The organism is Thioalkalivibrio sp. AKL19 (genome assembly GCF_000420165.1).
GTDB lineage: Bacteria > Pseudomonadota > Gammaproteobacteria > Ectothiorhodospirales > Ectothiorhodospiraceae > Thioalkalivibrio.
In genome coordinates this window covers 81,509-105,195 of sequence record NZ_ATUK01000012.1, presented here as the reverse complement: position 1 = coordinate 105,195, position 23,687 = coordinate 81,509, and the positions used below count along the sequence as shown (strand labels likewise).

Below are 23,687 nucleotides of genomic sequence, written 5' to 3'. Positions count from 1 at the left end.
CGCAACGGACGAGCGGAGCAACATGACTCAGGTAGCGGCCATCCAGATGGCCTCCGGACCACAGCCCCAGGCCAACCTGCTGGAGGCGAAGCGACTGCTGCAGGAGGCCGCCGACAAGGGCGCGCGCCTGGCCGTCCTGCCGGAGAACTTTGCCTTCATGGGCATGCAGGAGACCGACATCCTCGGGATCGCGGAGGTTGCCGACGGTGCCGGTCCGCTGCAGGCATTCCTCGCGGAGCAGGCCCGGCGGCTGGGGCTGTGGATCGTCGGCGGGACCATCCCGCTGCGGACACAGGACGGCGAGCGCGCGCGCTCGGCCTGTCTGGTGTTCGACGATCAGGGGCAGCAGGTGGCGCGCTACGACAAGATCCACCTGTTCGATGTGCGCCTGCCGGACAGCACCGAGGCCTACACTGAATCGAAGGTCTTCGAGCGCGGTGACCGGGTGGTGGTCGTGGATACCCCGGTGGGGCGCATGGGCCTGGCGATCTGCTATGACCTGCGCTTCCCCGAGCTATTCCGGGCGCTGCTGGACCAGGGCGCGGAATGGGTGGCCCTGCCGGCGGCCTTCACGGCGCAGACCGGACAGGCACACTGGGATGTCCTGCTGCGTGCCCGCGCCATCGAGAACCAGTACTACATGCTCTCCGCGGCCCAGGGTGGCTTCCACGTGAACGGCCGCGAGACCTTCGGACACAGCGCCCTGGTGGACCCGTGGGGGCGGGTGGTGGGGCAGCTGCAGCGCAACCCCGGGGTGCTGGTGACGAATCTGGACCATACCCAGGCCGAGCGCATCCGCAACAGCTTCCCGGCGGTGGAGCACCGCCGCCTGCCATGCCCCGGAACAACCTGATGGCTTGTCGATTGGCCGTGGCGCCGGCTAAACCCGCAACGCCCGCGCGCTTGAAAGCGCGCGCGGCGCCCCAAGCTCCATACTGAACGCCCGAACGCTGTTCCGTCCTCGATTCAGACGGGGCAGCGGATCTCCGGAACCCGAGAGGACTCCATGATCGACCGCCTTGCGCAACAGACCCTGCTCGACCCCGCCGGTCTCGGCGACAGCGAGCTGAGCACCCTTCTGGGCACCACCTTCGGACATGGTATCGACGGGGGTGACTGCTACTTCCAGTTCGCCAGCCAGGAAGGCTGGTCGCTGGAGGACGGCATCGTAAAATCCGCCAGCTTCAATATCGAGCGCGGCGTTGGCATCCGTGTGGTGCGTGGTGAGCAGACCGGGTTCGCCTACTCCGACGACATCGCGATGCCGGCCATGCTGGAGGCCGCGAAGACCGCGCGCAGCATCGCCAGCGCTGGCCAGAGCGGGCGCATCGCGGTGGCCTCGCGTTCGCCCTCGCGCCCGGCACTTTATGTCCCCGACAACCCGCTGGATTCGCTCGACGAGCAGGCCAAGATCGATCTCCTCAAGGAAGTGGACGCCGTGGCCCGCGCCGAGGATTCGCGCGTGACCCAGGTGATGTGTTCGCTGGCCGGGGTGCACGAGGTCGTGCTGGTACTCAATGCCCGGGGCGAACTGACGACCGACGTGCGCCCGCTGGTGCGCCTGAATGTGCAGGTCATCGTCGAGCAGGGCGGTCGGCGTGAGTCCGGTACGTCCGGCGGTGGCGGTCGCTTCGGCTACCAGTACTTCCGCGAGGAGGACCGTGCCGCCGGCTATGCCCGCGAGGCGGTGCGCCAGGCCCTGGTCAACCTCGAGGCGCGCGAGGCCCCGGCCGGTACCATGAAGGTGGTGCTGGGCCCCGGCTGGCCGGGCGTGCTGCTGCACGAGGCCATCGGCCACGGGCTGGAGGGGGATTTCAACCGCAAGGGGACCTCGGCGTTCGCCGGGCGCGTCGGCGAACAGGTGGCGGCCCGGGGCATCACCATCGTCGACGACGGCACCCTGGAGGGCCGTCGCGGATCGCTGAACGTGGACGACGAGGGCAACCCGACCCAGCAGACCGTCCTGATCGAGGACGGCGTGCTGCGTGGCTACATGCAGGACGAGATGAATGCCCGGCTGATGGGCACGCAGTCCACTGGCAATGGCCGCCGCGAGTCCTATGCCCGGCTGCCGATGCCGCGCATGACCAATACCTACATGCTCGGCGGCGACGCCGATCCGGAGGAGATCCTGGCCTCGGTGGACGACGGCCTCTATGCGGTTAATTTTGGCGGTGGCCAGGTGGATATCACCTCCGGCAAGTTCGTGTTCTCCGCCTCGGAGGCCTACCGAGTGGAGAATGGCAAGGTGACGTACCCGGTCAAGGGTGCGACCCTGATCGGGAATGGCCCGGATGTCCTGACCCGGGTGTCCATGATCGGGAACGACATGAAGCTCGATACCGGCATTGGCACCTGCGGCAAGGAGGGCCAGGGCGTGCCGGTCGGCGTGGGACAGCCCACGCTTCGCATCGACGGCATGACCGTGGGCGGTACCCAGGCGGCCTGAGGGCCGCGGGACCGGAAAACGGCGACAAGGAGGCAGCAGAATGAATCTCGATTTCCTCGAACAGGAGCGTTCCCTGCCGGAAGGGAACGGCCACGACCAGATCGTGCAGTGGCATGTCTTCCGTGCGCGTGAAAAGGCCGAGCAATTCGCCCACCACATCGAGCTGGGCGAAGGCCAGGACCTGGTGGGTGGCTGGACGCGTGACAGCGTCGGCATGCTCTACTGGGTCGGCGTGCACGTCGACGACCTGGCGCGCTGGGGCAACGCCGGCGCGGTCCACAAGCACGGCACCCGGTTCGACTAGAAGGCCCTCGACCGGCCCCCGCCCCGGGCCATACGCCCCGGGGCCTTTTCCTCAAGATCCCCGATCAGTCATCGAGTAGCGGAACCCTGAATGAGTACATCTCCCGAACGCGCGATCCCGGAACCCGTGTCCCAGGAAGGCGAGGTCCAGTCCCTGTCCCATTCGCCGGAGTCCCTCCAGGCGCGGGTGCAGCGCACGCTGGAGGCCGCGCGCGAGCGCGGTGCCTCGGACGTCCAGACCGTGGTCAGCCACAGCGTCGGGCTGGAACTGGGCGTGCGCAAGGGCGAGATCGAGACGCTCGAGCACGAGCGCGACCAGAGCCTGTCGCTGATCGTCTATTTCGGGCAATCCAAGGGCGCCGCCTCCACCACCGATTTCAGCGACCAGGCCCTGATCGACACGGTCGAGGCGGCCTGTCGCATTGCCCGCTATACCGAGCCGGACCCGTACGCCGGGATGCCCGACCCCGCGTTCAAGGCGGCCGACTGGGACGACCTCGATCTGGACCACCCGTGGGATTGCGGCGCCGCCGATGCCACCGAGCTGGCGCGTGCCATCGAGGCCGCCGGATTCGCGGCCGACGACCGCATCGAGAACTCCGAGGGCGCCAGCGTCAGTACCCGGCGGGCCATCGCCTTTCTGGGCGACAGCCAGGGGTTCATGGGCGGCTATCGCAGTACGCGGCACTCGCTGTCCTGCGCGCTGGTGGCGCGCGACGCCGCCGGCATGCAGCGCGACTACGCCTACACCGTCGCGCGTCACGCGGACGACCTGACCGCCGCCGAACAGATCGGGCGCGAGGCCGCCGAGCGAACCGTGCGCCGGCTGGGCGGGCGCAAGCTCTCCACCCGCAACTGCCCGGTGCTGTTCGCGCCGGAGATGGCCCGAACCCTGATCGGCAGCTTCACCCGGGCGATCTCCGGCCCGGCGCAGTACCGCGAGAGCTCGTTCCTGCTGAACGCCGTCGGCGAGGCGGTGTTTCCCGCCTGGATGCAGATCGAGGAACGCCCGTTGACCCCGCGCGCGCTGGGCAGTGCGCCCTTTGATGGGGAGGGCGTGCGCACCCGCAACCGCCCCCTGATCGCCGACGGCGTGCTGCACAGCTATACCCTCGACAGCTACGCCGCGCGCCGTCTGGGGCTCGAGACCACCGGCAACGCCGGGGGTGCGCGCAACGTGACGGTGGCCCCGGGCGACAAGGACTTCGCCGCCCTGCGGGCGGAGATGGGGACCGGATTCCTAGTCACGGAGCTGATCGGCCAGGGAGTGAACATGGTTACCGGCGACTACTCGCGGGGCGCGGCCGGTTTCTGGGTGGAGAACGGCGAGCTGCAGTACCCGGTGGAGGAGATCACCATCGCCGGCAACCTGAAGGACATGTTTCAGCGGATGGCGGCCGTGGGCACCGACGTCGATCGCCGTGGCAACATCCACACCGGTTCCATCCTGATCGAGTCCATGACGGTCGCCGGCGACTGAGCCGCCTCCGGTCGCCCGGCTTCGCCTCAGGCGCGGGCGACCGATTCCCCCGCACCCACTGCCCTGCTACGCTCGGCTCGGGGCCGCCTGGCTCCGCGGCCGCTTGTGCCCGTGGCCGTTTCCCGGTGGCGAGGGCCGGCCATGAACTTCTTCCAGCAGCAGGACCAGGTGCAGCGCAGGACCCGCTGGTTGCTGATGCTGTTCGCCTTGGCGGTGCTGGTGATCGTCGGGTCCCTGGGGCTGATTGTCTGGGCCATCGGGGGTGGCGTCGAGGCTATCGCCTGGACCATGGGCCTCACTGCTGGGCTGATTGTCCTTGCGAGCCTCTACCGCACCTGGCGGCTGCGTGAGGGCGGTGGCCCCCTGATCGCACTGGAGATGGGCGGCGTCCGGGTCGGCGGCCATCCGGTGGACCCGCAGCAGCGGCAGCTGCGCAACGTAGTCGAGGAGATGGCGATCGCCTCGGGGGTGCCGGTGCCCGAGATCTACGTGCTTGAGCAGGATCTGGGCATTAATGCCTTCGCCGCCGGCTTTGCGCCGAACGATGCGGTGATCGCCGTGACCCGCGGTGCGCTGGACAGCCTGGAGCGCGCCGAGCTGAAGGGTGTGGTCGCGCACGAGTTCGGGCATATCCTCAATGGGGACATGCGCCTCAACATGCGCCTGATCGGCATCCTCTACGGGATCGAGATCCTGGCGCTGCTGGGGCAGGGCGGGCTGGCGCGGCGCCGGCGCCGGCACAAGGGCGACGGCGCGGAAACCGGGACCGGGGTGCTGAGCGTCACCCTGATCGTGGTCGGCTATGCCGGGCTGGCGCTGGCGCGCTGGATCCGGGCGGGCATCTCGCGTCAGCGCGAATACCTGGCGGACGCCCACGCCGTGCAGTTCACCCGCGAGCCGGATGGCCTGGCCGGGGCGCTGAAGAAGGTCGCGGCGCGCTATGCCGGGCTGAACGGCAACACCGAGGAGATCACCCACATGCTGTTCGCCAGCGACGCGATCGGGCAGATCTTCGAGACCCACCCGCCATTGCTGGACCGCGTGCGAATCCTCCAGCCGCAGTTCGACCCCGAAGAGCTGAAGGGGTTGCGCGAACGGCTCAATGCCCGGGTACGCAAAGGCGCACGCGAGCGTGCGGTGGACGGCATGCAGCGCGAGCGCGAGGGGCGCCTGCCGGGTGCAGAGGCCGTGGGCGATGCCCTCGGCGGGCACCCGGCGCTTACCCATATCCTGGGGGCCGGCATGCTGCTCGCCGCCCTCCCGGGGCCGCTGGCCTGGGCGGCGCGCTCGGAGGCGCGGGTGATCGAGGTGGTGATGTACCTGGTACTGCACGCGGACCGGGAGGTGCGCGAGCGTCAGCTGGCGATGATTGGCGAGGCGCTGGATGGCGAGCGCCAGGAGGCCGTGCGGCGCCTGCGGGCCGCGGAACCGGTGCTGCGCGAGGATCTGCGCCTGCCGCTTCTGGAACTCGGGTTTCCGGCACTGCGCCGGCTTGATCCGGACGAGCGAACCCGCCTGCGGACACTGGTCGATCGTCTGATTCATGCCGATGGTCGGGTGGCGGTGTTCGAATACGCGCTGGGGCGCCTGCTGGACCGGCAGCTGCGCGACGTTCAGGACCCGGCGGCCGCGTCCCGTCCCCGGCGTGCCACGCTGGATGACCATCAGGAAAACGCGCACTACCTGCTCGCGGTGCTGGCGCATCACGGTCATCCGGACGACCCCCGCGCGGCAAGCGCGGCGCTGACGGCCGGCATCGGTGTGCTGACCGGGGCCCTGCCGCTGGCGGCCGAAATCCCGGAGGCGCTGACCGGCGCGGCGGGCGCGCGCGCCTGGGCCAGCGTACTCGACCGCGTGCTGGAACAACTGGACGCCCTGCGCATGCGCGACAAGGACCGCCTGATCCGGGCCATGGTGGCCACCGCGGGCCATGGCGGGCAGGTGGTCGCGGCGGAGGTCGAGCTGCTGCGGGTGATGGCGGCATCGCTGCATGTTCCGCTGCCGCTGGCGCTGGATGAATTCGTCGCAACCCCGCCGGGCGGGGAGGGGGCTGGCTGAGGCGAACGGCGGCCGCAGCCGTTTTTCCCGCCGCTGTCGGCTCGAAATCGCTCCGACGGGTGCCGGTCCGAAATTAAATTCGTTCCCAAGCGATGGATATCAAAGGGGTTTCGACGCGGCGTACGAGAAAAACCGAAAAAAACACTATCAATGCATGGCGGTTTGGGCGGACAATGGCCGCGAGGTAACGGTAACAGGCTCCATGCAGCACCAGGCGACACCCCGCAAGGGGCGTTCAGATTCGCAGTTCCGGTCCCGGTTGGGGCCGAAGAGAATCACGATCAATCTTCACCGTCGTTCGGTTGCCCTCCAGTCTCTCCTCCTCGAAACACCCAATCTACTATGAACAATCAGAGGTAACCGAAATGGCTACAGGTACAGTGAAGTGGTTTAGCGACGAAAAAGGCTTTGGCTTTATTACCCCGACCGATGGCTCCAAGGACGTGTTCGTCCATCACAGCGCCATTCAGGGTAGCGGCTTCAAGTCGCTGGCCGAAGGTCAGAGCGTCTCGTTTGACGTCGAGCAGGGCCAGAAGGGTCCGGCCGCCGCGAACGTCGAAGCGCAGTAAGACAACCCCGGCGCGCAAGCGCCAGGTTGCCGGAGGGCCCCGCCTTGTGCGGGGCTTTTTCCGTTTGGGGAACGCTGTCTGGGATTGGGTGCTGCAGCATTGCCCCCTGCCGAAAAAATGCCCCGGCACGGGGCCGCTTCGCGTGGCGAAAGGCCCGGACCGTGCTACGGTTCGCGCATGAATGCTGCATTTCACCAGGCGCTTTGGCGGGGGCGGTGCGGATGGCTTGTCCGGGCCATGTTGCTGGTGCTGGGCGCGCTGTTGCTCGCGCAGCAGGCGGCGGCCCAGGGGCCCTATCGTGCACCGGAGGCGATCCCGGGAACCCAGACCATCGAGGCTGCCGAGGCCTGGAGGCTGTTCCGCGAGGGCGTGCCCTTCGTGGATACCCGGCTGCGTGCGGATTACGAGGCTGGACGCGTACCCGAGGCGCGCAATCTGACCATCATGCGGGATCCGGACGACGAGCGGAATCGCTTCACCCGCGAGAATCTGCTGGAGTTCGTCGGCGACCTGGACGCCCCGGTGGTGGTGTACTGCAACGAGCGCGATTGCTGGCGCACCGAGACGGCCACCCGCCGGGCCCTGGAATGGGGCTTCACCCATCTCTACTACTTCCCCGGCGGCTTCCCCGAATGGATCCGTTCGGGCTATCCCTTCGAATAGCCGCGTGGTTTCTGCAGGCTCACGCTTCGGCGGGCGAATCCGGCTCCAGACGATACTGACCGTGGTCATGTTCGCCGGGCTGCTGGTGCTGGCCGGGACCCTGGCGACAGGTACCCACCTTGCGGTGGGGCAGGCGGAGCAGCGCCTGGACCGGCTTGGCGTGGAGGGGCAGTCCGCCGCCTGGCGCCAGACCCTGGCGAACGAATGGCAGCGCATGCGGACCGAGACGACGGCCGTGACACGCAACGAGGCCCTGATCGGCGCGATGCGCGACGATGCGGGCATCAGTACCTACGCCGACCCGTTGTACAACCGCCTGCGGGCCGGCGGGGTCGCCGACCGGATCGTGGTCCTCGATGCCCAGGGCAGTGTGCGCTATGACTCCGACGGCAACCGCGGGGAACCCGTCCCGCTGGCACATGCGGCGCTGGCGGACGGACGCTTCCACGAGGGGTTGCACCATGTGCCCGGCGAGCGGGTCTACGCCGGGCTCGCCATCCCGGTCTACCGCGGGGGCAGTCCCATTGGCGCGGTGGTTCAGCTGCGCGATCTCTCGACCTCGGCGCTCGAGTCCATGGCCGAGGCGATGGGAGGGCGCGCGGCCCTGCTGGACAAGCGCGGTCCGCTGGCGCTCACCGCACCGTTCCTGATGTCGCTGGCCCCGGACGAGCGCCTGCACCAGCAGGCTACAGCGGGACGCGTGGACATGGACGACCGGCATTCGCAACTGGTGTACCTGCCGCTCACGCCCTATGGCTCGGAGCAGGCGACGGCCACGGTGGTCCTCGCGCGCGATCTGACCGAATCGGTGGCGACCCAGAACCTGATCAATGCGACGACCTACGCCGCGGCCTTCCTCATGCTCGTTCTGATCGCGGGCGGGCTGTACCTGTGGTTGAGTCGGACCCTGCGGCCCATGCAACACGCGATGAAGACCCTCGAGCGGATCGGGCACGGCGAGTTCCAGACCGATCTGCGCGTTGATTCCCGGGTGGCCGAGATCGCCCGTCTGCAGGAAGTGACGCAGACCATGGCGGGCCGGCTCGGGCACATCCTCGAGATCGAGGAGGAGAATGCCCGGCTGGCCTTCCGCGACGCGCTGACCGATCTACCCAACCGGCGGCTGTTGCTGGAGCATCTGGAACATGCCATCCACACGGTCAACCGCACCCGACGGCACGCCGCGCTGCTGCTGATCGATCTGGACAACTTCAAGACGCTCAATGATACCTGTGGCCATTCCGCCGGCGACCGTCTGCTGCAGGCGCTGGCGCAGCGATTCACCGCGCGCCTGCGCGAGCAGGACATCGTGGCGCGTCTGGGGGGCGACGAGTTCGTGGCGTTGCTGGAGGAACTGAGCCCGGATCGCTCGCAGGCCGGCGCCGATGCCCAGCGCATCGCCGGCGAGCTGCTGAAGGCGATGCGCGAGCCCGTGCGTATCGACGACATCGAACACGTGATGTCCGGCAGTATCGGGATTACCCTGTTCCCGCGCGGCTACGATACCCCGGAGGAACTGCTCAAGCAGGCGGACTTCGCGATGTACCAGGCCAAGCACCAGGGCCGCAACGCGGCGCGCTTCTATGACCCCGCCATGCAGCGGACCCTGCTGCGGGAGGCGGAACTGGAGCGCAAACTGCGCCATGCCCTGGCGCGCGAGGAACTGGTGATCCATCTGCAGCCCCAGGTCGATCCGGAAGGGCGGATCCTGGGCGCGGAGGCCCTGATGCGCTGGCCGCAGCCGGACGGGAGCTGGATCTCGCCGGGCGAGTTCATCCCCGTGGCGGAACATACCGGCCAGATCCTCGAGGTTGGCCGTCTGGCGCTGCAGCAGGCTTGCGAGACTCTGCATGGCTGGCAGGGGCGCCCCGGGCTGGAAGACCTGCCGATCTCGGTGAACCTGTCGCCGCATCACCTGCGCAAGGCCCGCCTGATGGAGGAGGTGACGTCCATCCTGGATGCCACCGGGGCCGCAGCACAGTGTCTGCACGTCGAGGTTACCGAGAGCGTGATGGCGGATGCCTCGCCGCAGCTGATCGCCAACCTGGAGGCCTTGCGGGGGCGGGGGGTCGCGCTCGCGCTGGACGACTTCGGTACCGGGTATTCGTCGCTGGGCTATCTCAAGCGCCTGCCGCTGGATGTGCTCAAGATCGACCGCTCCTTCGTCCAGGACATCGAGCACGACGCGGACGACGCCAACATCGTCGCGACGATCGCGGCCATCGCCCACAACATGGGGTTGAGCCTGATCGCGGAGGGTGTCGAGAACGAGGCGCAGCGCGATTTCCTGGTGCGTCACGGCTGCCATCGCTTCCAGGGCTACCTGTATCACCATGCGATGCCGGTGTTCGAGTTCGAGACGCTCGTCCTGCAGCGGGGCGGTGGGGGCCCTCGCGAGCAGGATGATCCGGCAGGAGAAGGGGGATGACACGGAACACTGCACCGGGGAGATGGCGCGCGCTGCTGATCACCGGGTTATGGATCGGGGCGCTGGCCGCGCCCGCCTGGAACGTTACAACCGCGATCTCGAGGCCGTGGTCGAGGAGCGCACACAGGCCCTGAATCAGGCCAATCGGCAGCTCCAGGAGGCGAACCGGCGGCTGGAGACGCTCGCCTCCTGCGACCCCCTCACCGGCATCGGCAACCGGCGGCATTTCCAGGCGCGGGCCGACAGCGAGATGGAACGGGCGCGTCGCCATGGCAGCCCGCTTTCACTGCTGATTTTTGACCTGGACGGTTTCAAGCGGATCAACGACGAATCCGGCCATGCGGCGGGCGACGCGATCCTCAAGCGGGTTACCGCCACCACGCAGGCGACGCTGCGCGCGACGCGGACCTGCTGGGGCGTTTCGGAGGCGACGAATTCGTGATCCTGCTGCCGCACACGGCCCTGGCCGACGCGCGCCGGACCGGCGAGCGCCTGCAGGCCCGGCTTCAGGACGAGGTAGGGGTCTCGATCAGCATCGGGGGCGCCGGCTTCCACGCCGACGACACCCATCTCGACCCCCTGGTCCAGCGCGCGGACACCGAGCTCCTGGCTGCCAAGCGCGCCCGGGCCGAACGCTAGCTCAGGACCAACGGGCGGCTTCAGGCCGGGTCAGAGGCCGAAGATCTCGGACTTGAGGTTCCACTTGGAGGCGAGAGTCTCGGTGGCGTTGAGGAACTCCTCGGCGCGGGTCGGGTGGTTCCATTGGCCCTGGGCGATCCAGGCCAGGGCGGTGTCGCGGTCGGGTGCCAGCGACAGGATGTGGATCAATTCGCCAGCGTCGGCGCCGATCACCTCGCCGCCCAGCAGGGCCCCGCTGTCCATGTCGCCGATCAGGCGCACGAAGCCTTCTGGCTCATCCTGGCCCAGGGCGCGCGGGGAGGTCTCGAAGGCGGCGAAGCCGACCGCCGGCTCCAGTTCATCGTCCTCGGCATCGTCCTCGTCCATGCCCAGGCGGGCCATCTCGACGGCGGAGTAGATCGCGATCGGGACGAAGCGTTCGTCCTGTTCGCGGGTGTTGCTGTTCTGGATGTTCTCGACCGCGATGGTGGCGTCCGCCAGGGCGTGGTTGGCGGTCTGCCACTCGCTGGCGACGTCGCCGATGACGTAGATGTTGTCGACGTCGGTCTGCAGGGTGGGGCGGCGCTTCACGAAGCCGCGGCCATCGGTCTTCACCCCGATCGCGTCCAGGTTCAGGCCCTCGGTGTGTGGCGTGCGGCCAGTGCCCAGCAGGACCCAGTCGACCTCGAAGGTGTTGCCCTCGCTGTCGGTGATGGTGACGCCGTCATCCGACGTCTCGACGCTTTCGTAGCCCTTGACGCGGGTGGGCTCGACGCCGTCCTCGGCGAGGCGGCCCTTCAGCGTGCCCAGCGCCTGGGGGCTGAATTTCTGGCCGGACAGCGGCTTCGAGCGGCTCAGCCAGGTCACGTCCTTGCCGAGGTGGTGGAAGATCCAGGCGAACTCGGTGGCGACCACGCCGGAGCCGATCAGGGCGACGCGCTGGCCCGCCGGCGGCTTGTCGTCGAACAGCATGTCGGTGGTGAGCACGCGGCCCGGTTCGGCCGCGAACGGCTCCGGGACGCTGGCGGTGGCACCGGTGGCGATGATGGTGTGCCGGGCCTGCACGGTCTCGGTGCCATCGTCGGTCACGACCTCCAGGGTCTCGGCATCACGGAAGCTTGCGGCTCCGTGGCGGTACTGGATCTTCAGGTGCTTCATGTAGCCGAGGTAGGAGTTGCGCACCTCGGTGACCACGTCCTTCTGGTGGTCCCAGGCCTGGCCCATGTCGGCGCTGAGACTGCCGCTGATGCCGCGGCCGGCGAAGTGGCGCTGGGCGGCGACGGTGCGCGCGGTGTGGTACCAGTCCTTCTTGGGCACGCAGCCGCGGTTGAGGCAGCAGCCGCCCCAGTCGCCCTTCTCGATGATGACGACGTTCAGTCCGCGCAGGGCGCCCAGGACGGCGGCACGATAGCCCCCGGGGCCACTGCCGATGATGGCCAGGTCAAAGGTTTCGCTCATGGTGGTTACTCGTCGGTCAGATCAATGATCGGGTCGTGCCATTCCAGCTGCGTGAGGTTCAGCTCGAACACGCGGCCGTCGGCCTCGTAGTCGAAACGCACCGGGACATGGCGGAGTTCGCGGGCGAACCAGGCAGACAGGGCGACATCGCTGTCGTCCGTGCGACGGTCGATGCGGATGGTTTCCACCCGGCCGATCGGGGAGTCCATGGTTTCGCGCCCGGCGTACTCGAACTGGTATTCGCGCAGGCGGTCGCGTTCCAGGGCCTGGATGGTTTCGCGATCGCCTTCGCTGGAGAGTTCTCCAGTCTCGAGACGCTGCATCATCAGGTACAGCGAGCCGAGGAAGTCCAGGGTCTGTTCCGGCACCTCGAGGTCGAAGCGTTCGCCGTTGATGGTGCCGATCGCGCGGTTGGTCTCCCAGTCGAAGCGGGTCTCGACCTTGCGCTCGCGGCGCGGGGTGATCTGCTGGCTGCGCGACTGTACCAGCTGCAGATCGCCGTTGCGGCTGTTCATCAGGGACTCGCGGCTCAGCTCGAAACGTCCGAGGATGCGCAGGAAGCCCGAGACATGGGCGTCCATCGCCATGCGGGTCTGGACGTCCTCGTGGTTGAGGGTGATGCGGGCCTTGAGCGTGTTGCCCATGGCGCTGGCCTCGTAGCTGGCGGTGTACGGCGGGATCGGCCGCAGGTCGCGTTCCGCGCTCGCCGGGGTGGCCAGCAGGGTCGTGAGCAGTGCCAGCAGCAGGGTCAGTGCCACGGGGGCTGCGCGCCGGGTCATCGCGCCGCTAGCCGGCTGTGCGTGGCGGTTGGCTCCGGTCGTCAGGGCCTGAAACATCATGGGTGTCCTCGTCGAGTTGCAGCGGTGCCGCGAGGGGCGTGCCGTCGCCCTGCAGGATCCGCCCGGACCACTGAATTTCGCCTGAACACACCCGCCGCACGACCTCGGGGTATAGCCGGTGCTCGGCCCGCTGCACGCGGGCGGCCAGGGTTTCGGGCGTGTCGTCGGGTGCCACCGGCACGCGGGCCTGCATGATCACCGGGCCGCCGTCCAGCTCCGGGGTGACAAAGTGGACGCTGGCGCCGTGTAAGGACTCGCCGTCGGCCAGGGCGCGGGCATGGGTGTCCAGACCGCGGTATTTGGGCAGCAGAGAGGGATGAATGTTCAGCATGCGGCCGGTGAAACGGTCCACAAAACCGGGGGTCAGGATGCGCATGAACCCGGCCAGGATGACCAGGTCGGGGCTGTAGTCCTCGATGGCATCGGCCAGGTCGGCGTCGAAGGCCTCGCGCGAGGGGTAGTCCCGATGGTTCAGCACGCGATGCGGGATGCCGTGGCGTTCGGCGAAGTCCAGCCCCGCGGCATCCGGGCGGTTGCTGATCACGCCGACCACCCGGGCCGGGATGCGGCCCTGCTCGCAGGCCTCGATCAGCGCGCCCAGATTGCTGCCGCGCCCGGAAATCAGCACCACCAGGCGGCGCGGGGCCGTGTTCGGTTGCCCGGTGGATTCGCTCATGCGGTGGCGTAGGTGACGCCGGGCTGGTACTCGTCGCGTTCGCGGATCAGGCCGATCGGCCAGCTGCGGATGCCAGCCCGTGCCAGCTGGGAACTCGCGGCCTCGACCCGATCCTCGGGGAGGATGACGACCATGCCGATGCCGCAGTTGAAGGTGCGCAGCATCTCCTCGTCGGCGATGTCGCCGGCCTCCTGCAGCCAGCGGAACACCGGCGGGCGGGCCCAGCTGTCCGGATCGATACGGGCGCCGAGGGTGTCTGGCAGCACGCGCGGGAGATTCTCGGTCAGGCCGCCGCCGGTGATGTGGGCCATCGCGTGCACCGGGAACTCTTCCAGCAGCTCCAGCAGCGGACGCACATAGATCCGGGTGGGGGCCATCAGGGCCTCGCCGAGGGTGATGCCGTCGGCACCGGGCAGGGGCGCGTCGAGGCTCGCGCCGGCGTGTTCCAGGACGCGGCGGATCAGGGAATAGCCGTTGGAGTGGGGCCCGCTGGCCTCCAGGCCCAGGATCACATCGCCCGCGGTGACCCGGCTGCCGTCGATCAGGGCGGCCTTCTCGGCGATCCCGACCGCGAAGCCGGCCACGTCGTAGTCCTCGCCTTGGTACATCCCGGGCATCTCGGCCGTCTCGCCGCCGATCAGCGCACAACCGGCCTGTTCGCAGCCCTCGGCGATGCCAGTGACCACGTCGGCGGCGATGTCCACGTCCAGGTGGCCGGTGGCGTAGTAGTCGAGGAAGAACAGCGGCTCGGCGCCTTGAACGACGATGTCGTTCACGCACATCGCGACCAGATCGATACCGATGCTGTCGTGACGACCGGTCTCCTGGGCCAGGCGCAGCTTGGTGCCAACGCCGTCGGTGCCGGACACCAGAACCGGCTGCTTGTAGCGGTCCATCGGCAGCTCGAACAGGGCGCCGAAGCCACCCAGTCCGGCCATGACGCCGGGACGCCGGGTGCGCGCCGCGTGCGGCTTGATGCGTTCGACCAGTTCGGCACCGGCCTCGATGTCGACACCGGCCTCGCGGTAGGTCAGGCCTGAACGGGATTCGGACATGGGTTCCCCGATGTTGAATGAGCGCGGGTGGAGGCCGCGCCCTGCGGCGGTCTCGCAGAACCCGGCATGGTAGCGAGCCGGGTGCGGCCGTGCAAAGCTGGCCTTTCACCACGGATACCCCCCAACCGGCCTTGCGTGCGGATGCAACGGGGTGTCCCCGGCCCTTTCGGCCGGCCTTTCTGGCAAGGGTGGCTGTGGTATTTTGTGGCGCCTGTCGAGTGACGGAACGAGAACATGTCCTTGCATCCCCGAGCCCGTTCGCGCCTGGCCCTGCTGCTGGGCCTCATTTTCCTGATGCTGGCGCCGTCGGCCGCCGCCGATGGCCCGCTGGTGGTGACGGTCCCGGCCGAAGACGAGACGCAGGCGCTGGAACAGGGCCTGGAGCAGGCACTGGTGCGGCTGGCCGGGCTGCGCTCGGAGCCGGTGCTGGATCTGGCCGGGGAGATGCTGGAGGCGCGGGACGACGAGGGCTGGATCGCGGCGCTGGAACGCCGCCAGCAGGTGGAAGACGACGTTTATCGCCTGGAATTCGATCGCTTTCGCCTGCGTACCGCGCTGCGTGATGCCGGGGTGCCGGCCGTGCTGGGGGAACGCCCGGCGCTACTGGTCTGGGCCGTCCACGATGCGGGCGGACAGCGCGAGCTGCTCGGGGATGCGGTGGATGGTCCGGGGATCCTCGCCGCGCTGGGCAAACTGGCCGAGGCGCGCGACATGCCCCTGCTGTTTCCGCTGGGCGACCTGCAGGATCGTCGCGCCGCCCAGCCCTCCGACATCGTCGGCGGGGTGACCGAACCGCTGGTGGAGGCCGCCCGCCGTTACGATGCCGACGGGGTCCTGCTGCTGCACGTGCGGGAGACCCCGCGCGGCGCCGAGGCGCGCGTGATCGCGGTGCACGATGCCCGGGAGTACCGCAGTTCCGCGAGCGGCGAGGGCCCCGCGGCGGCGGCGCGCGAGGCGGTGGCCCAGGGGCTGGACCAGGTAGCCGGGCGCCTCGCGCGGGTCGCGGACGAGCCGGAGTGGCTGCGTCTGGGGTTTTCCGGGGTTCAGGGCTACGCGGCCTTCGAACGTTTGCGCGCGGAGCTGACGCGGCTGCAGGCGGTGGAGGCGGCGCGCCTGGACTCCCTGGCTGGTGACAGTGTGGTGCTGCAGGTGCGCTCCGGGCTGGGCCGGGATGATCTGGTCGACCTGCTGCGCGGCTCCGGCTTTGCCCGGGCCGAGGCGCCCGACGAGGGGACCGAGGCCGACGCCTGGCTGGGCCGGCGCTGAGCGCCGCCGCGGCGTACCGGATGCTGCCCCGCCACCAGATTCCCAACGCGGTGACGATCGGCCGGATCCTCCTGATCCCGCCGATCGTCACCTTGCTGGCGCTGGAGCATTACCTGGTGGCGGTGGTGCTGCTGGCGATCGCGGGCTTGAGTGATGCCCTGGATGGCTGGCTGGTGCGGCGCTATGGATGGCACACGCGGCTTGGCGCCTGGCTGGACCCGGCCGCGGACAAGCTGTTGATGCTGGGGATCTATGTGGCCGTGACCCTGTCGGGGTTGCTGCCGTTATGGCTGTTGTTGCTGGTGGTGGGGCGCGATGTCTGGCTGACCGTTGGCTCCGCGCTGTACCGGATGTTCGTCGGTCCCCTGGCCATTCGGCCGTTACTGATCAGCAAGGTGAACACCTTCCTGCAAATCACGCTGGTGCTGGTGGCCATCGTGAAGGTCGGCCTGCTGGCGCTGGATCCGATCTGGGTGCAGTTGCTGATGATCGTGGTGGCGTTCACGACCCTCGCCAGTGGCCTGGCCTACACCGTGCAATGGGGGCTGGATGCGTGGCGTCGCCTGCGCGATCCGAATGGAGCGGACGCCTCGAACCGGAGGACACCATGAAGACGAGTGCCGAGCTTCGCGAGCGAGTCGGGCCGGTTTCGGCCGCCACACTCGCCGCCCTGGTCGGGCTGCTGGTGCTGGGCGGGGCACTGTATCTTCTCGCGCCCATCCTCACGCCCTTTGTCGTCGCGCTGCTGATCGGCTATCTGTTCAATCCGCTGGTGACGCGGCTGGCCGCGCGCACTGGGCGCTCCCGCACCCTGGCCACCGTGGTGATCTTCCTGCTGGTGATGCTGGGGCTGGCGGCGCTGATCCTGATCCTGATCCCGCTGGCCATCGCCCAGTTCGAGCGGCTCACGCTGGCGATGCCGCAGATCCTCGGCTGGTTCGACGAGCAGGTGCGTCCGTGGCTGGAGGACCTCGCCGGGGACACCCTGCCGCCGCTGGACGCCGGCGCGTTGCAGGGGCTGGTCGCGGAACACTGGCGCGAGGCCGGCGGGCTGGCCGGCGGTGTGCTGCAATGGATCGGCAGTTCCACCGGCGCGCTGGTGCTGGGGGTGCTGAACGTCGTGCTCATCCCGGTGGTGAGCTTCTATCTGTTGCGTGACTGGCCGCGCCTGCTGGACGGGTTGCGCGACTTGCTGCCGCAGGCCTGGCGCCCTCCCGTCCTGACCTTTGCCGCGGAGTCGGACGAGACACTGGGGGCCTTCCTGCGCGGGCAGTTGCTGGTGATGCTGGCGCTCGGTCTGTTCTATGCGGTCACCCTGACGGTCGCGGGGGTCGAGATGGGGCTGGCGATCGGCCTGATCGCGGGCGTGGTGAGCTTCATCCCCTATGTCGGTGTCATCGTCGGTGTGCTGCTGGCGAGTGCCGCGGCGCTGGTGCAGGGCGATGGCTGGACTCTGCTGCTGATCGTGCTGGCGATCTTTGCCGTCGCCCAGGTGCTGGAGTCCATGGTCCTGACGCCCTGGCTGGTGGGGGACCGGACCGGCCTGCATCCGGTCGCCGTGATCTTTGCCGTGCTGGCCGGTGGGCAGTTGTTCGGATTTTTCGGTGTATTGCTGGCGCTGCCGGTGGCGGCGATCCTGGCCGTTGGCGTGCGGCATCTTCTGGTGCATTACCGGCGCCTGAATGCCGGGGAAGCGCCCTCGAATCCGGAGGCACCCCCCCAATGAGTGCCGGCCAGGGTCGCGAGGCCGCCCCCCAGCGCCAGCTCCCGCTGGACCTGCGCCTGCGGGATACGTCGCGCTTTGCCGGCTTTTACCCCGGTGGCAACCCGTTGGCGCGGGACGCGGTGGAGGCCCTGGCCGTCGGGGTCGGGATGACCGAGCCGCAGATCCTGCTGCACGGCCCGCCGGGCGTGGGTAAGACCCACCTGCTGCAGGCGGCCTGTCATCAGGGTCACGAACGCGGCGAGCCGGTGGTCTACCTGCCGCTGGCAGAGGTTGCCGATGTCTCCCCGCTGGCCGTTCTCGACGGGCTGGAGCGTGCGCGCCTGGTGGCGCTGGATGATCTCGACGCGGTGGTCGGACAGGGCGACTGGGACGAGGCCCTGTTCGGGCTGCTGAACCGGCTGCGCGATGGAGGCTGCCGGGTCCTGCTGGCGGCGACCCATGCGCCGGATGGTCTCGGCAGCCGTCTCCCGGATCTGACCTCGCGCCTCGCGTGGGGGCCGGTCTTCCGCATGCAGGTACCGGAGGAGGAAGACCTCAAGCGTATCCTCGCCCAGCGCGCGGTGCTGCGCGGCCTGGAGCTGCCGGAGGCGGTGGCCGAATACCTGCTGCGCCACTACCGCCGCGATCTGGTGGCGCTACTGGAGCTGCTGGACCGCCTGGACCTGGCCGCCCTGGCCGAGCAGCGGCGCCTGACCATCCCCTTCGTCCGCGATCAGCTCGCGCGGTCCTGACGTCCACCACGAAGTGCCCGGAGAAGGGCCAGGTCAAGGGCGTTCTACAGGAAGGTAGGAAGACGGGAAGGTTCTATATGGGTGCCGAGCGCGTAAGGACTTGCAGGGGTAGCCTCCAGGCCGCTCGTCATCCCGTCCGGAGCGCAGCGCAGAGCCGGGATCTCCGGCGCAGGATAACCACTGTGGGGAGATCCCGGATCACCGCTGCGCGGTGTCCGGGATGACGAGTGTAGGCGAGGCACTGCGCACCGCTATGGTGTTCCGGGCTATCCGTTCCAACCAATAAATTGCCTTTCTTCCATCCTTCCTATCTTCCTGTGAATCACCCTTGACCTTGACCTGACCCTTCTTCGTGCCTTCGTGCGCTTTGTGGCGAATGAAACGATCAGGACGTCACCTGGCGGGCGCGGCGGGCATCCAGCTTGACGTAGAGCAGGCAGCCGGCGAACCAGGCGAGGCTGGCGGCCGTCATCAGCACGCCGTAGATCCGGGCGTCCGCCGCGGCGGCCAGCGTGATGCCGAGGGTGATGTAGGCCAGCGCCAGCAGGCTGGACCAGGCGTGGGTGTAGCGGCGTCCGTGCAGCATTCCGCGTAGCGGGAACAGCAGCGGCAGGACGAGGATCACCAGCGCCACCGAGATCGGCACGATCTCCGGCGGGTCGATCCAGGTGGTCCAGACCAGGATCAGTCCGATCAGGACCAGATAGGCGATCAGCGCCAGCCCGCGTGCCGCGAGGATCATGCCGGATCCCCGGCCTGCAGGCGTCGCGTGATCCGGCCGACCCGCTCGCCCAGGGCCGCGGCGATACGCTGCTCCTCCCGCGTGACCGGGTGCTCGCCCTGGCCACCGGCGACGTGGCTGGCGCCGTACGGCGAGCCGCCCGAGGTCGTGGTGCTGAGTTCCGGCACGGTGTAGGGCACGCCGACCCAGAGCATTCCCTGGTGGATCAGCGGCAGGGCCATGGTCAACAGGGTGGTTTCCTGGCCGCCGTGCTGGGTGGCGGTGCTGGTGAACAGCCCGAACGGTCGGTCCACCAGCCCCCCGCTGGCCCACAGTCCGCTGGTGCCGTCGAGAAAGTGCTTGAGCGGCGCGGCCATGTTGCCGAAGCGGGTGGGCGAGCCCATCACCAGCCCGGCACATTCTTCGAGGTCGCGGGTCTCCGCGTAGGGCGGACCGTCGGCGGGAACCGCCGGGGTGTCACCAGCAATGCGGGTGCTGACCGGCGGGACGGTGCGCACGCGGGCAACCGCGCCGCCCCGTTCCACGCCGCTGGCGACGTGGCGGGCCAGCTCGGCGGTCGCCCCGTAGCGGCTGTAGTACAGCACCAGGACCTCGGGGGCCGCGCTCACGACAGGATCTCCAGCACCTGCTCCGGCGGGCGCCCGACGCGGGCCCGGTCGCCGTACACGAGGATCGGCCGCTCGATCAGTTTCGGGTGCTGGACCATGGTCTGGATCAGTGCCTCGTCGTCCAGCTCGGCATCCTTCAGGCCCAGTTCGCGGTACTCCGCCTCGCCGGTGCGCAGGAGATCGCGCGGGGCGATGCCCAGCCGGTCGACGATGGCGCGCAGGGTGGCGGCATCCGGCGGGGTCTTCAGGTATTCGACGATCTGCGGCTCCACGCCCTGCTCGCGCAACAGCTCCAGGGTCGCGCGCGACTTGCTGCAGCGCGGGTTGTGGTACAGCGTAGGGGCATCGGACATGAATCCACTCCGGAGGACAACAAATGACGGAGGCCAATGATAACCATGCCCGCCGCTGGCGTGTCAGCGGCCGGGTACAGGGCGTGTTCTTCCGCGCATCCACTCGCGACGAAGCGAAACGTCTGGGCCTGACCGGTTATGCCCGCAACGAACCGGACGGCAGCGTCGAGGTGCTGGCCGTGGGCCCGCGCAAGGCGCTGGACGCGCTGGAGGAGTGGCTGGCGGACGGCCCGCGCATGGCGCGGGTGGACGCGGTGGAGGCCGAGGAGTTGCCACCGCCCGACCCGGCGCCGGGCGACTTCTCCACGGGTTGAGCCGATGGGGGTCAGTAGCGCCGCAGCGGGTGGCCCGGTGGCGGAATGACCTGAACGAAGGCCCGCACGTTGCGCAGTCGGTGCGGCCCGTCCGACTGGATGCGGGTCTCGGCTCCGTGCATCCAGTCGCCGTCCCAGGTGACGCGTGCTGCCCCGGTGCGGGAATGGCGCGGCAGGTCGATCAGCAAGAGGCCGTCTTCATAGGCGACGTCGAGCTCGCTGCGATAGCGCTCGGCGTGGACCTCGATGCTGCGGGTCTCGCCATTGGCAAGGGTAAAGCTTGTCGGCTCCAGCGCCCGTTCGCGACCGCCGATGCGCAGGGTCCCGTCGCGCAGGCTGACGCGGATCAGGTCCCCCGGCAGCCCCGCATCGCCGCTGCGGATCGCGGCGACCTGCGCCGCGCGTTCGGCCGCCAGGGCCGTCTCCTGCTCGGCTTCGGCCTGCAGGCGGGCCTCGCGCGCCTTCTGCACCGATTCCCAGGCGCGGATGGCCTCGACACGCTCGGCCTCGCCCATCGCGTCCCACTGTTCCTCGCTTACTCCGTAGATCCGCGGGCTGCAGGCGGCCAGGAGCAACGCCATGGATACAACCGCCAGGGGCAACATTCCACGGAGGGTTTCAGACATCTCGGGTTCCGGTTTAGGGCGATGCCGTCAGTCTCTCCACCGAGGCTGTACCGAACCTGAACCGCGTTCAGAAGAGCAGGTTGATGACGATCAGCGAGACGACCATGAACAGCACCGTCACGCCGGCCCCGGCGCGCAGGTAGTCGGCTACACGGTAGCCGCCCGGGTCCATGATCAGGGCATTGACCTGGTGGGTGGGCAGGATGAAGGAGTTGGAGGCGGCGATCGCGACGATCAGCGCGAATACCCGCGGATCGGCGTCGATGCCCATGCCCTGGGCGACGCTCGCAAAGCTGACTGCCAATGGCACCAGCAGCACGGTGGCGCCGACGTTGGACATTACCAGCGTGAAGAAGGTGGTCAGCAGGAAGACCGCGACCTGTAGCACCCACACGGGCATCCCCTCCAGCTGCTGCATGCCGTTGGTCGCGATCCACTCGCCGGCGCCGGAGTTCTCCACCGCCAGTCCCAGCGGGATCAGCGAGGCGAGCAGGAATACGGTCTTCCAGCTGATGCCGCGGTAGGCCTCGTCCATGTTGATGACACCGCTGAAGATCATTCCCAGCGCGCCGCCCAGCAGGGCCAGCGCCAGCGGGAGGTCGGTGAACAGCACCAGCCCCAGCCCCAGCGCCAGGGAGCCGAGCGCGGCCAGCGGTCGGTGGGTCTTCGAGGCCTCTTGCTTGCGCCGCGGGTAGCGACTGGTGACCACGACGAAGGCGCGGTCGTCCTCCAGTGCCTGGAGGTTCTCCCACGGGGTGTGCACGACCAGGGTGTCGCCGGCCTTCAGCGCGGTATCCGGGACTTCGTCGATGATCAGGTCGTCGCCGCGCTGGATGCGCAGCACCGAGATGCCGTAGGTGCGGCGCATGCCCTTGTCGCGAACGGTCTGCCCGATCAGGTCGGAGCCGGGCGGGATGATGATCTCGGCGATCCCGCCATGGCGGGCGGACAGGGCGCGCGCGAACACGTCCAGTTCGTCCTTCAGGACCGTCCCGGTCTGGTCACAGGTCTTGTCGATCGTGCTGACCGGACCGAGGATCGCCAGGTGCGCGCCGCGTTCCAGCTCGACATCCCGGTTCGGCTCGATGCGGGTCTCGTCCCCCGTGGTGACGCCGACCACGTGGACGCCGAAGGCCGCCTCGAAGTCGCCCACGCTGCGCCCGGCCAGCGAGCTGTCCTCGCCGAGACGCGCCTCGCGCACGCCGAAGTCCATCCCGTAGACGTCGCGGAACCAGGCCGAGGTGGTCTGCACACGGCTCTCGTCCGGGTCTTCGCCCAGCGGATCGCGGGCGGGCAGGACCCACTTGCCGAACAGGGCGAAGTACAGGATCAGCATGGCCAGCAGGGCCAGCCCGACCGGCGTCACGTCGAACAGCCCGAACCCCTCGACATGTTCCGGCAGCAGGTCGTTCAGCAGGATCAGCGGGCTGGAGGCGACCAGCGTGAGGGTGCCGCCGACGATCGCGGCGAAGCCCATCGGCATCAGCAGGCGCGAACGCGGGATGCTTGCCGCCGCGCCGATGCGGTTGATCACCGGCATGAAAAGGGCGGCCGCGCCGATGTTCTGCATGAAGCTGGTGATGATGCCCACCGCACCCGAGGTCGTGGCCATTACCCGGCGCTCGGTGTGCCCGCCGAAGCGCAGGATCAGGTCCGCCAGGCGGTTCATCACGCCGGAGCGGTCCAGCCCCTTGCCGATGATCATCACCGCGATGATCGCGATCACCGCGTTCGAGGCGAAGCCGGAAAACAGCGCTTCGCCCTCGACGATCGGCGCGACCCCCGGCACCAGCGCGACCATGCCCAGCAGGAACAGCACGCTCAGCGCCGCCAGGTCGATCCGGATCACCTCCGTGACGAACAGCAGGATCGTCAGCCCCAGCAGGCCGAACACGATTCCCATCTCAAGTGTGAAGCTTATGCTGTCAATGACGAGACTTAGAACCTAGGTAGGATGATGGGTGGAGTGCTGCCATGTGAGTGTTGTTGTGCTGGTAACCCGAGGCTCAGCAGCGCAAATAGTAGCCATGTTCCGTGGGCCCTTCCTGGTCGAAGCACCCCGCGATTTCTCGGAATAACTCGCTGTCCTGGTGTTCATGGTGGCGGTAAATGGCATGGGCGACCAGATCGGCAAGCTGAATCAGGCGCGAGGCCTGAGAGTCCAGAAATACAGGTACCTCTGCATAGTTCCGAGTGCGTCCCCAAGTATGCCCTGTGTGCTTGAAATCACGCGCGAGAGTCTGAATTCGGGTTTCCGTGGATGACTTGTCCAGCAGGATGAGTCCGCGTTGTGCGTCGTCATGCTTTGTGTACAACCGCCGCAGGAACAGGTCGAAACGGTTGCAAAGCTGTTCAAACAGATGTTCTACCGGGTCTTCGTCCGGAATGGCGGATTTTTTCACCACCCCCCCGAATAGCCGGACACCCCGGGAGGTCCGTCCGGGTATGACCCGAAGGGCGTCGATCAGGGCGGCGTGACGCATCTCCTTGGGGAAACGGCGCCAGCTGTTCTTCCCGCTGCGCATCGGGGAACCGTGGAGTTCGATCTCGTGGGGTGAGTCGGGATTGAAGCGGGCGGCAATCGAGTTGAGATCCTGTTCGATGTAATGGGCCTGGCGCTCGAACACACTGATGCCTGCAAGAACAAAGTACTTGTCGTTCTTGTTGGTAACGCTCCCGGATTCATCGAGATAAAGAAGATGCATGACCTGATCCTTCCCTGGAT

General features: G+C 68.3%; 23 protein-coding genes and 1 pseudogene. 14 read left to right on the top strand and 10 right to left on the bottom strand.

The window, feature by feature from the left end; all coding sequences use genetic code 11:
- Window positions 1–22 precede the first annotated feature (22 nt).
- The 9 genes and pseudogenes from F817_RS0107125 to F817_RS13750 form a co-directional block, all read left to right on the top strand.
- Window positions 23–853 carry a carbon-nitrogen hydrolase family protein gene (locus tag F817_RS0107125; RefSeq protein WP_024327001.1) on the top strand — a complete coding sequence of 277 codons (831 nt, stop codon included), beginning with the start codon at window positions 23–25 and terminating at the stop codon, window positions 851–853.
- A 153-nt stretch (window positions 854–1,006) separates the two neighbouring features.
- Window positions 1,007–2,449 (top strand): metalloprotease TldD, encoded by a 1,443-nt coding sequence (gene tldD / locus F817_RS0107120; protein WP_024327000.1) that lies wholly within the window; start codon window positions 1,007–1,009, stop codon window positions 2,447–2,449.
- 40 nt (window positions 2,450–2,489) lie between these two features.
- Window positions 2,490–2,753, top strand: coding sequence for a hypothetical protein (locus tag F817_RS0107115; protein ID WP_024326999.1), 264 nt, complete (start codon window positions 2,490–2,492; stop codon window positions 2,751–2,753).
- A gap of 90 nt (window positions 2,754–2,843) precedes the next feature.
- Complete coding sequence (gene pmbA, locus F817_RS0107110; RefSeq protein ID WP_024326998.1) at window positions 2,844–4,232, top strand: metalloprotease PmbA; 1,389 nt, start codon at window positions 2,844–2,846, stop codon at window positions 4,230–4,232.
- A gap of 141 nt (window positions 4,233–4,373) precedes the next feature.
- Window positions 4,374–6,290, top strand: coding sequence for a M48 family metallopeptidase (locus tag F817_RS0107105; protein ID WP_024326997.1), 1,917 nt, complete (start codon window positions 4,374–4,376; stop codon window positions 6,288–6,290).
- A 365-nt stretch (window positions 6,291–6,655) separates the two neighbouring features.
- Window positions 6,656–6,859, top strand: a complete 204-nt coding sequence (locus F817_RS0107100; RefSeq protein WP_018140642.1) for a cold-shock protein — start codon at window positions 6,656–6,658, stop codon at window positions 6,857–6,859.
- Window positions 6,860–7,096: 237 nt separating this feature from the next.
- The gene (locus F817_RS0107095; RefSeq protein ID WP_024326996.1) at window positions 7,097–7,522 is read left to right on the top strand and encodes a rhodanese-like domain-containing protein; all 426 of its coding nucleotides are present in this window, start codon (window positions 7,097–7,099) and stop codon (window positions 7,520–7,522) included.
- 67 nt (window positions 7,523–7,589) lie between these two features.
- Complete coding sequence (locus F817_RS0107090; RefSeq protein WP_196801208.1) at window positions 7,590–9,950, top strand: bifunctional diguanylate cyclase/phosphodiesterase; 2,361 nt, start codon at window positions 7,590–7,592, stop codon at window positions 9,948–9,950.
- 67 nt (window positions 9,951–10,017) lie between these two features.
- Window positions 10,018–10,589: pseudogene (locus F817_RS13750) on the top strand (diguanylate cyclase); the annotation flags it as partial.
- Between the two features lie 30 nt (window positions 10,590–10,619).
- Here the strand turns inward: F817_RS13750 and F817_RS0107080 are convergent.
- Genes F817_RS0107080 through purM form a run of 4 tightly spaced genes read right to left on the bottom strand, consistent with a single transcriptional unit; the run spans window position 10,620 to window position 14,596 of the window.
- A complete protein-coding gene (locus F817_RS0107080; protein WP_024326992.1) occupies window positions 10,620–12,026 on the bottom strand; it encodes an NAD(P)/FAD-dependent oxidoreductase in 1,407 nt (468 codons plus the stop codon).
- A gap of 5 nt (window positions 12,027–12,031) precedes the next feature.
- Window positions 12,032–12,805: a DUF3108 domain-containing protein gene (locus F817_RS0107075; protein WP_029681057.1), complete on the bottom strand. Its 774-nt coding sequence runs from the start codon at window positions 12,803–12,805 to the stop codon at window positions 12,032–12,034.
- 7 nt (window positions 12,806–12,812) lie between these two features.
- A complete protein-coding gene (purN, locus tag F817_RS0107070; RefSeq protein WP_024326990.1) occupies window positions 12,813–13,541 on the bottom strand; it encodes a phosphoribosylglycinamide formyltransferase in 729 nt (242 codons plus the stop codon).
- Window positions 13,538–14,596 (bottom strand): phosphoribosylformylglycinamidine cyclo-ligase, encoded by a 1,059-nt coding sequence (gene purM / locus F817_RS0107065; protein WP_024326989.1) that lies wholly within the window; start codon window positions 14,594–14,596, stop codon window positions 13,538–13,540. Before purM ends, purN begins: the two co-directional genes overlap by 4 nt.
- 234 nt (window positions 14,597–14,830) lie before the next feature.
- On the opposite strand from purM, the gene F817_RS0107060 reads away from it, so the two are divergent.
- The 4 genes from F817_RS0107060 to hda are packed head-to-tail and all read left to right on the top strand — an operon-like array spanning window position 14,831 to window position 18,319.
- Entirely contained in the window at window positions 14,831–15,862 is a 1,032-nt protein-coding gene (locus F817_RS0107060) for a DUF2066 domain-containing protein (RefSeq protein WP_024326988.1), read from the top strand.
- Window positions 15,863–15,882: 20 nt separating this feature from the next.
- A complete protein-coding gene (locus F817_RS0107055; RefSeq protein ID WP_024326987.1) occupies window positions 15,883–16,473 on the top strand; it encodes a CDP-alcohol phosphatidyltransferase family protein in 591 nt (196 codons plus the stop codon).
- Window positions 16,470–17,588 carry an AI-2E family transporter gene (locus F817_RS0107050; protein WP_024326986.1) on the top strand — a complete coding sequence of 373 codons (1,119 nt, stop codon included), beginning with the start codon at window positions 16,470–16,472 and terminating at the stop codon, window positions 17,586–17,588. The genes F817_RS0107055 and F817_RS0107050 overlap by 4 nt, the downstream gene beginning before the upstream one ends.
- Entirely contained in the window at window positions 17,585–18,319 is a 735-nt protein-coding gene (gene hda / locus F817_RS0107045) for a DnaA regulatory inactivator Hda (protein ID WP_024326985.1), read from the top strand. Before F817_RS0107050 ends, hda begins: the two co-directional genes overlap by 4 nt.
- A gap of 385 nt (window positions 18,320–18,704) precedes the next feature.
- Here hda and F817_RS0107040 read toward each other — a convergent pair whose 3' ends face one another.
- The 3 genes from F817_RS0107040 to arsC are packed head-to-tail and all read right to left on the bottom strand — an operon-like array spanning window position 18,705 to window position 20,022.
- Window positions 18,705–19,061, bottom strand: a complete 357-nt coding sequence (locus F817_RS0107040) for a DUF2069 domain-containing protein (RefSeq protein WP_024326984.1) — start codon at window positions 19,059–19,061, stop codon at window positions 18,705–18,707.
- Window positions 19,058–19,669 carry an NAD(P)H:quinone oxidoreductase gene (gene wrbA, locus F817_RS0107035; RefSeq protein ID WP_024326983.1) on the bottom strand — a complete coding sequence of 204 codons (612 nt, stop codon included), beginning with the start codon at window positions 19,667–19,669 and terminating at the stop codon, window positions 19,058–19,060. The genes F817_RS0107040 and wrbA overlap by 4 nt, the downstream gene beginning before the upstream one ends.
- A complete protein-coding gene (arsC, locus tag F817_RS0107030) occupies window positions 19,666–20,022 on the bottom strand; it encodes an arsenate reductase (glutaredoxin) (protein WP_024326982.1) in 357 nt (118 codons plus the stop codon). Before arsC ends, wrbA begins: the two co-directional genes overlap by 4 nt.
- A 23-nt stretch (window positions 20,023–20,045) precedes the next feature.
- Here arsC and yccX point away from each other — a divergent pair, with 23 nt between their 5' ends.
- The gene (yccX, locus tag F817_RS0107025) at window positions 20,046–20,336 is read left to right on the top strand and encodes an acylphosphatase (RefSeq protein WP_024326981.1); all 291 of its coding nucleotides are present in this window, start codon (window positions 20,046–20,048) and stop codon (window positions 20,334–20,336) included.
- Between the two features lie 11 nt (window positions 20,337–20,347).
- On the opposite strand, the gene F817_RS0107020 is transcribed toward yccX, so the two are convergent.
- The 3 genes from F817_RS0107020 to F817_RS0107010 form a co-directional block, all read right to left on the bottom strand.
- A complete protein-coding gene (locus tag F817_RS0107020) occupies window positions 20,348–20,962 on the bottom strand; it encodes an Hsp20/alpha crystallin family protein (protein ID WP_024326980.1) in 615 nt (204 codons plus the stop codon).
- A gap of 67 nt (window positions 20,963–21,029) precedes the next feature.
- On the bottom strand, window positions 21,030–22,892 hold the full coding sequence (locus tag F817_RS0107015) for an SLC13 family permease (protein ID WP_024326979.1): 1,863 nt from the start codon (window positions 22,890–22,892) through the stop codon (window positions 21,030–21,032).
- 76 nt (window positions 22,893–22,968) lie between these two features.
- Window positions 22,969–23,667, bottom strand: coding sequence for a DUF3800 domain-containing protein (locus tag F817_RS0107010; RefSeq protein ID WP_024326978.1), 699 nt, complete (start codon window positions 23,665–23,667; stop codon window positions 22,969–22,971).
- Window positions 23,668–23,687: the final 20 nt, after the last annotated feature.

Bases quoted from the DNA above. Each gene is read 5' to 3' on its own strand.
- F817_RS0107125 (WP_024327001.1), top strand. From the start codon at position 23: ATGACTCAGGTAGCGGCCATCCAGATGGCCTCCGGACCACAGCCCCAG.
- tldD (WP_024327000.1), top strand. From the start codon at position 1,007: ATGATCGACCGCCTTGCGCAACAGACCCTGCTCGACCCCGCCGGTCTC.
- F817_RS0107115 (WP_024326999.1), top strand. From the start codon at position 2,490: ATGAATCTCGATTTCCTCGAACAGGAGCGTTCCCTGCCGGAAGGGAAC.
- pmbA (WP_024326998.1), top strand. From the start codon at position 2,844: ATGAGTACATCTCCCGAACGCGCGATCCCGGAACCCGTGTCCCAGGAA.
- F817_RS0107105 (WP_024326997.1), top strand. From the start codon at position 4,374: ATGAACTTCTTCCAGCAGCAGGACCAGGTGCAGCGCAGGACCCGCTGG.
- F817_RS0107100 (WP_018140642.1), top strand. From the start codon at position 6,656: ATGGCTACAGGTACAGTGAAGTGGTTTAGCGACGAAAAAGGCTTTGGC.
- F817_RS0107095 (WP_024326996.1), top strand. From the start codon at position 7,097: ATGTTGCTGGTGCTGGGCGCGCTGTTGCTCGCGCAGCAGGCGGCGGCC.
- F817_RS0107090 (WP_196801208.1), top strand. From the start codon at position 7,590: ATGTTCGCCGGGCTGCTGGTGCTGGCCGGGACCCTGGCGACAGGTACC.
- F817_RS0107080 (WP_024326992.1), bottom strand. From the start codon at position 12,026: ATGAGCGAAACCTTTGACCTGGCCATCATCGGCAGTGGCCCCGGGGGC.
- F817_RS0107075 (WP_029681057.1), bottom strand. From the start codon at position 12,805: ATGACCCGGCGCGCAGCCCCCGTGGCACTGACCCTGCTGCTGGCACTG.
- purN (WP_024326990.1), bottom strand. From the start codon at position 13,541: ATGAGCGAATCCACCGGGCAACCGAACACGGCCCCGCGCCGCCTGGTG.
- purM (WP_024326989.1), bottom strand. From the start codon at position 14,596: ATGTCCGAATCCCGTTCAGGCCTGACCTACCGCGAGGCCGGTGTCGAC.
- F817_RS0107060 (WP_024326988.1), top strand. From the start codon at position 14,831: ATGTCCTTGCATCCCCGAGCCCGTTCGCGCCTGGCCCTGCTGCTGGGC.
- F817_RS0107055 (WP_024326987.1), top strand. From the start codon at position 15,883: ATGCTGCCCCGCCACCAGATTCCCAACGCGGTGACGATCGGCCGGATC.
- F817_RS0107050 (WP_024326986.1), top strand. From the start codon at position 16,470: ATGAAGACGAGTGCCGAGCTTCGCGAGCGAGTCGGGCCGGTTTCGGCC.
- hda (WP_024326985.1), top strand. From the start codon at position 17,585: ATGAGTGCCGGCCAGGGTCGCGAGGCCGCCCCCCAGCGCCAGCTCCCG.
- F817_RS0107040 (WP_024326984.1), bottom strand. From the start codon at position 19,061: ATGATCCTCGCGGCACGCGGGCTGGCGCTGATCGCCTATCTGGTCCTG.
- arsC (WP_024326982.1), bottom strand. From the start codon at position 20,022: ATGTCCGATGCCCCTACGCTGTACCACAACCCGCGCTGCAGCAAGTCG.
- yccX (WP_024326981.1), top strand. From the start codon at position 20,046: ATGACGGAGGCCAATGATAACCATGCCCGCCGCTGGCGTGTCAGCGGC.
- F817_RS0107020 (WP_024326980.1), bottom strand. From the start codon at position 20,962: ATGTCTGAAACCCTCCGTGGAATGTTGCCCCTGGCGGTTGTATCCATG.
- F817_RS0107010 (WP_024326978.1), bottom strand. From the start codon at position 23,667: ATGCATCTTCTTTATCTCGATGAATCCGGGAGCGTTACCAACAAGAAC.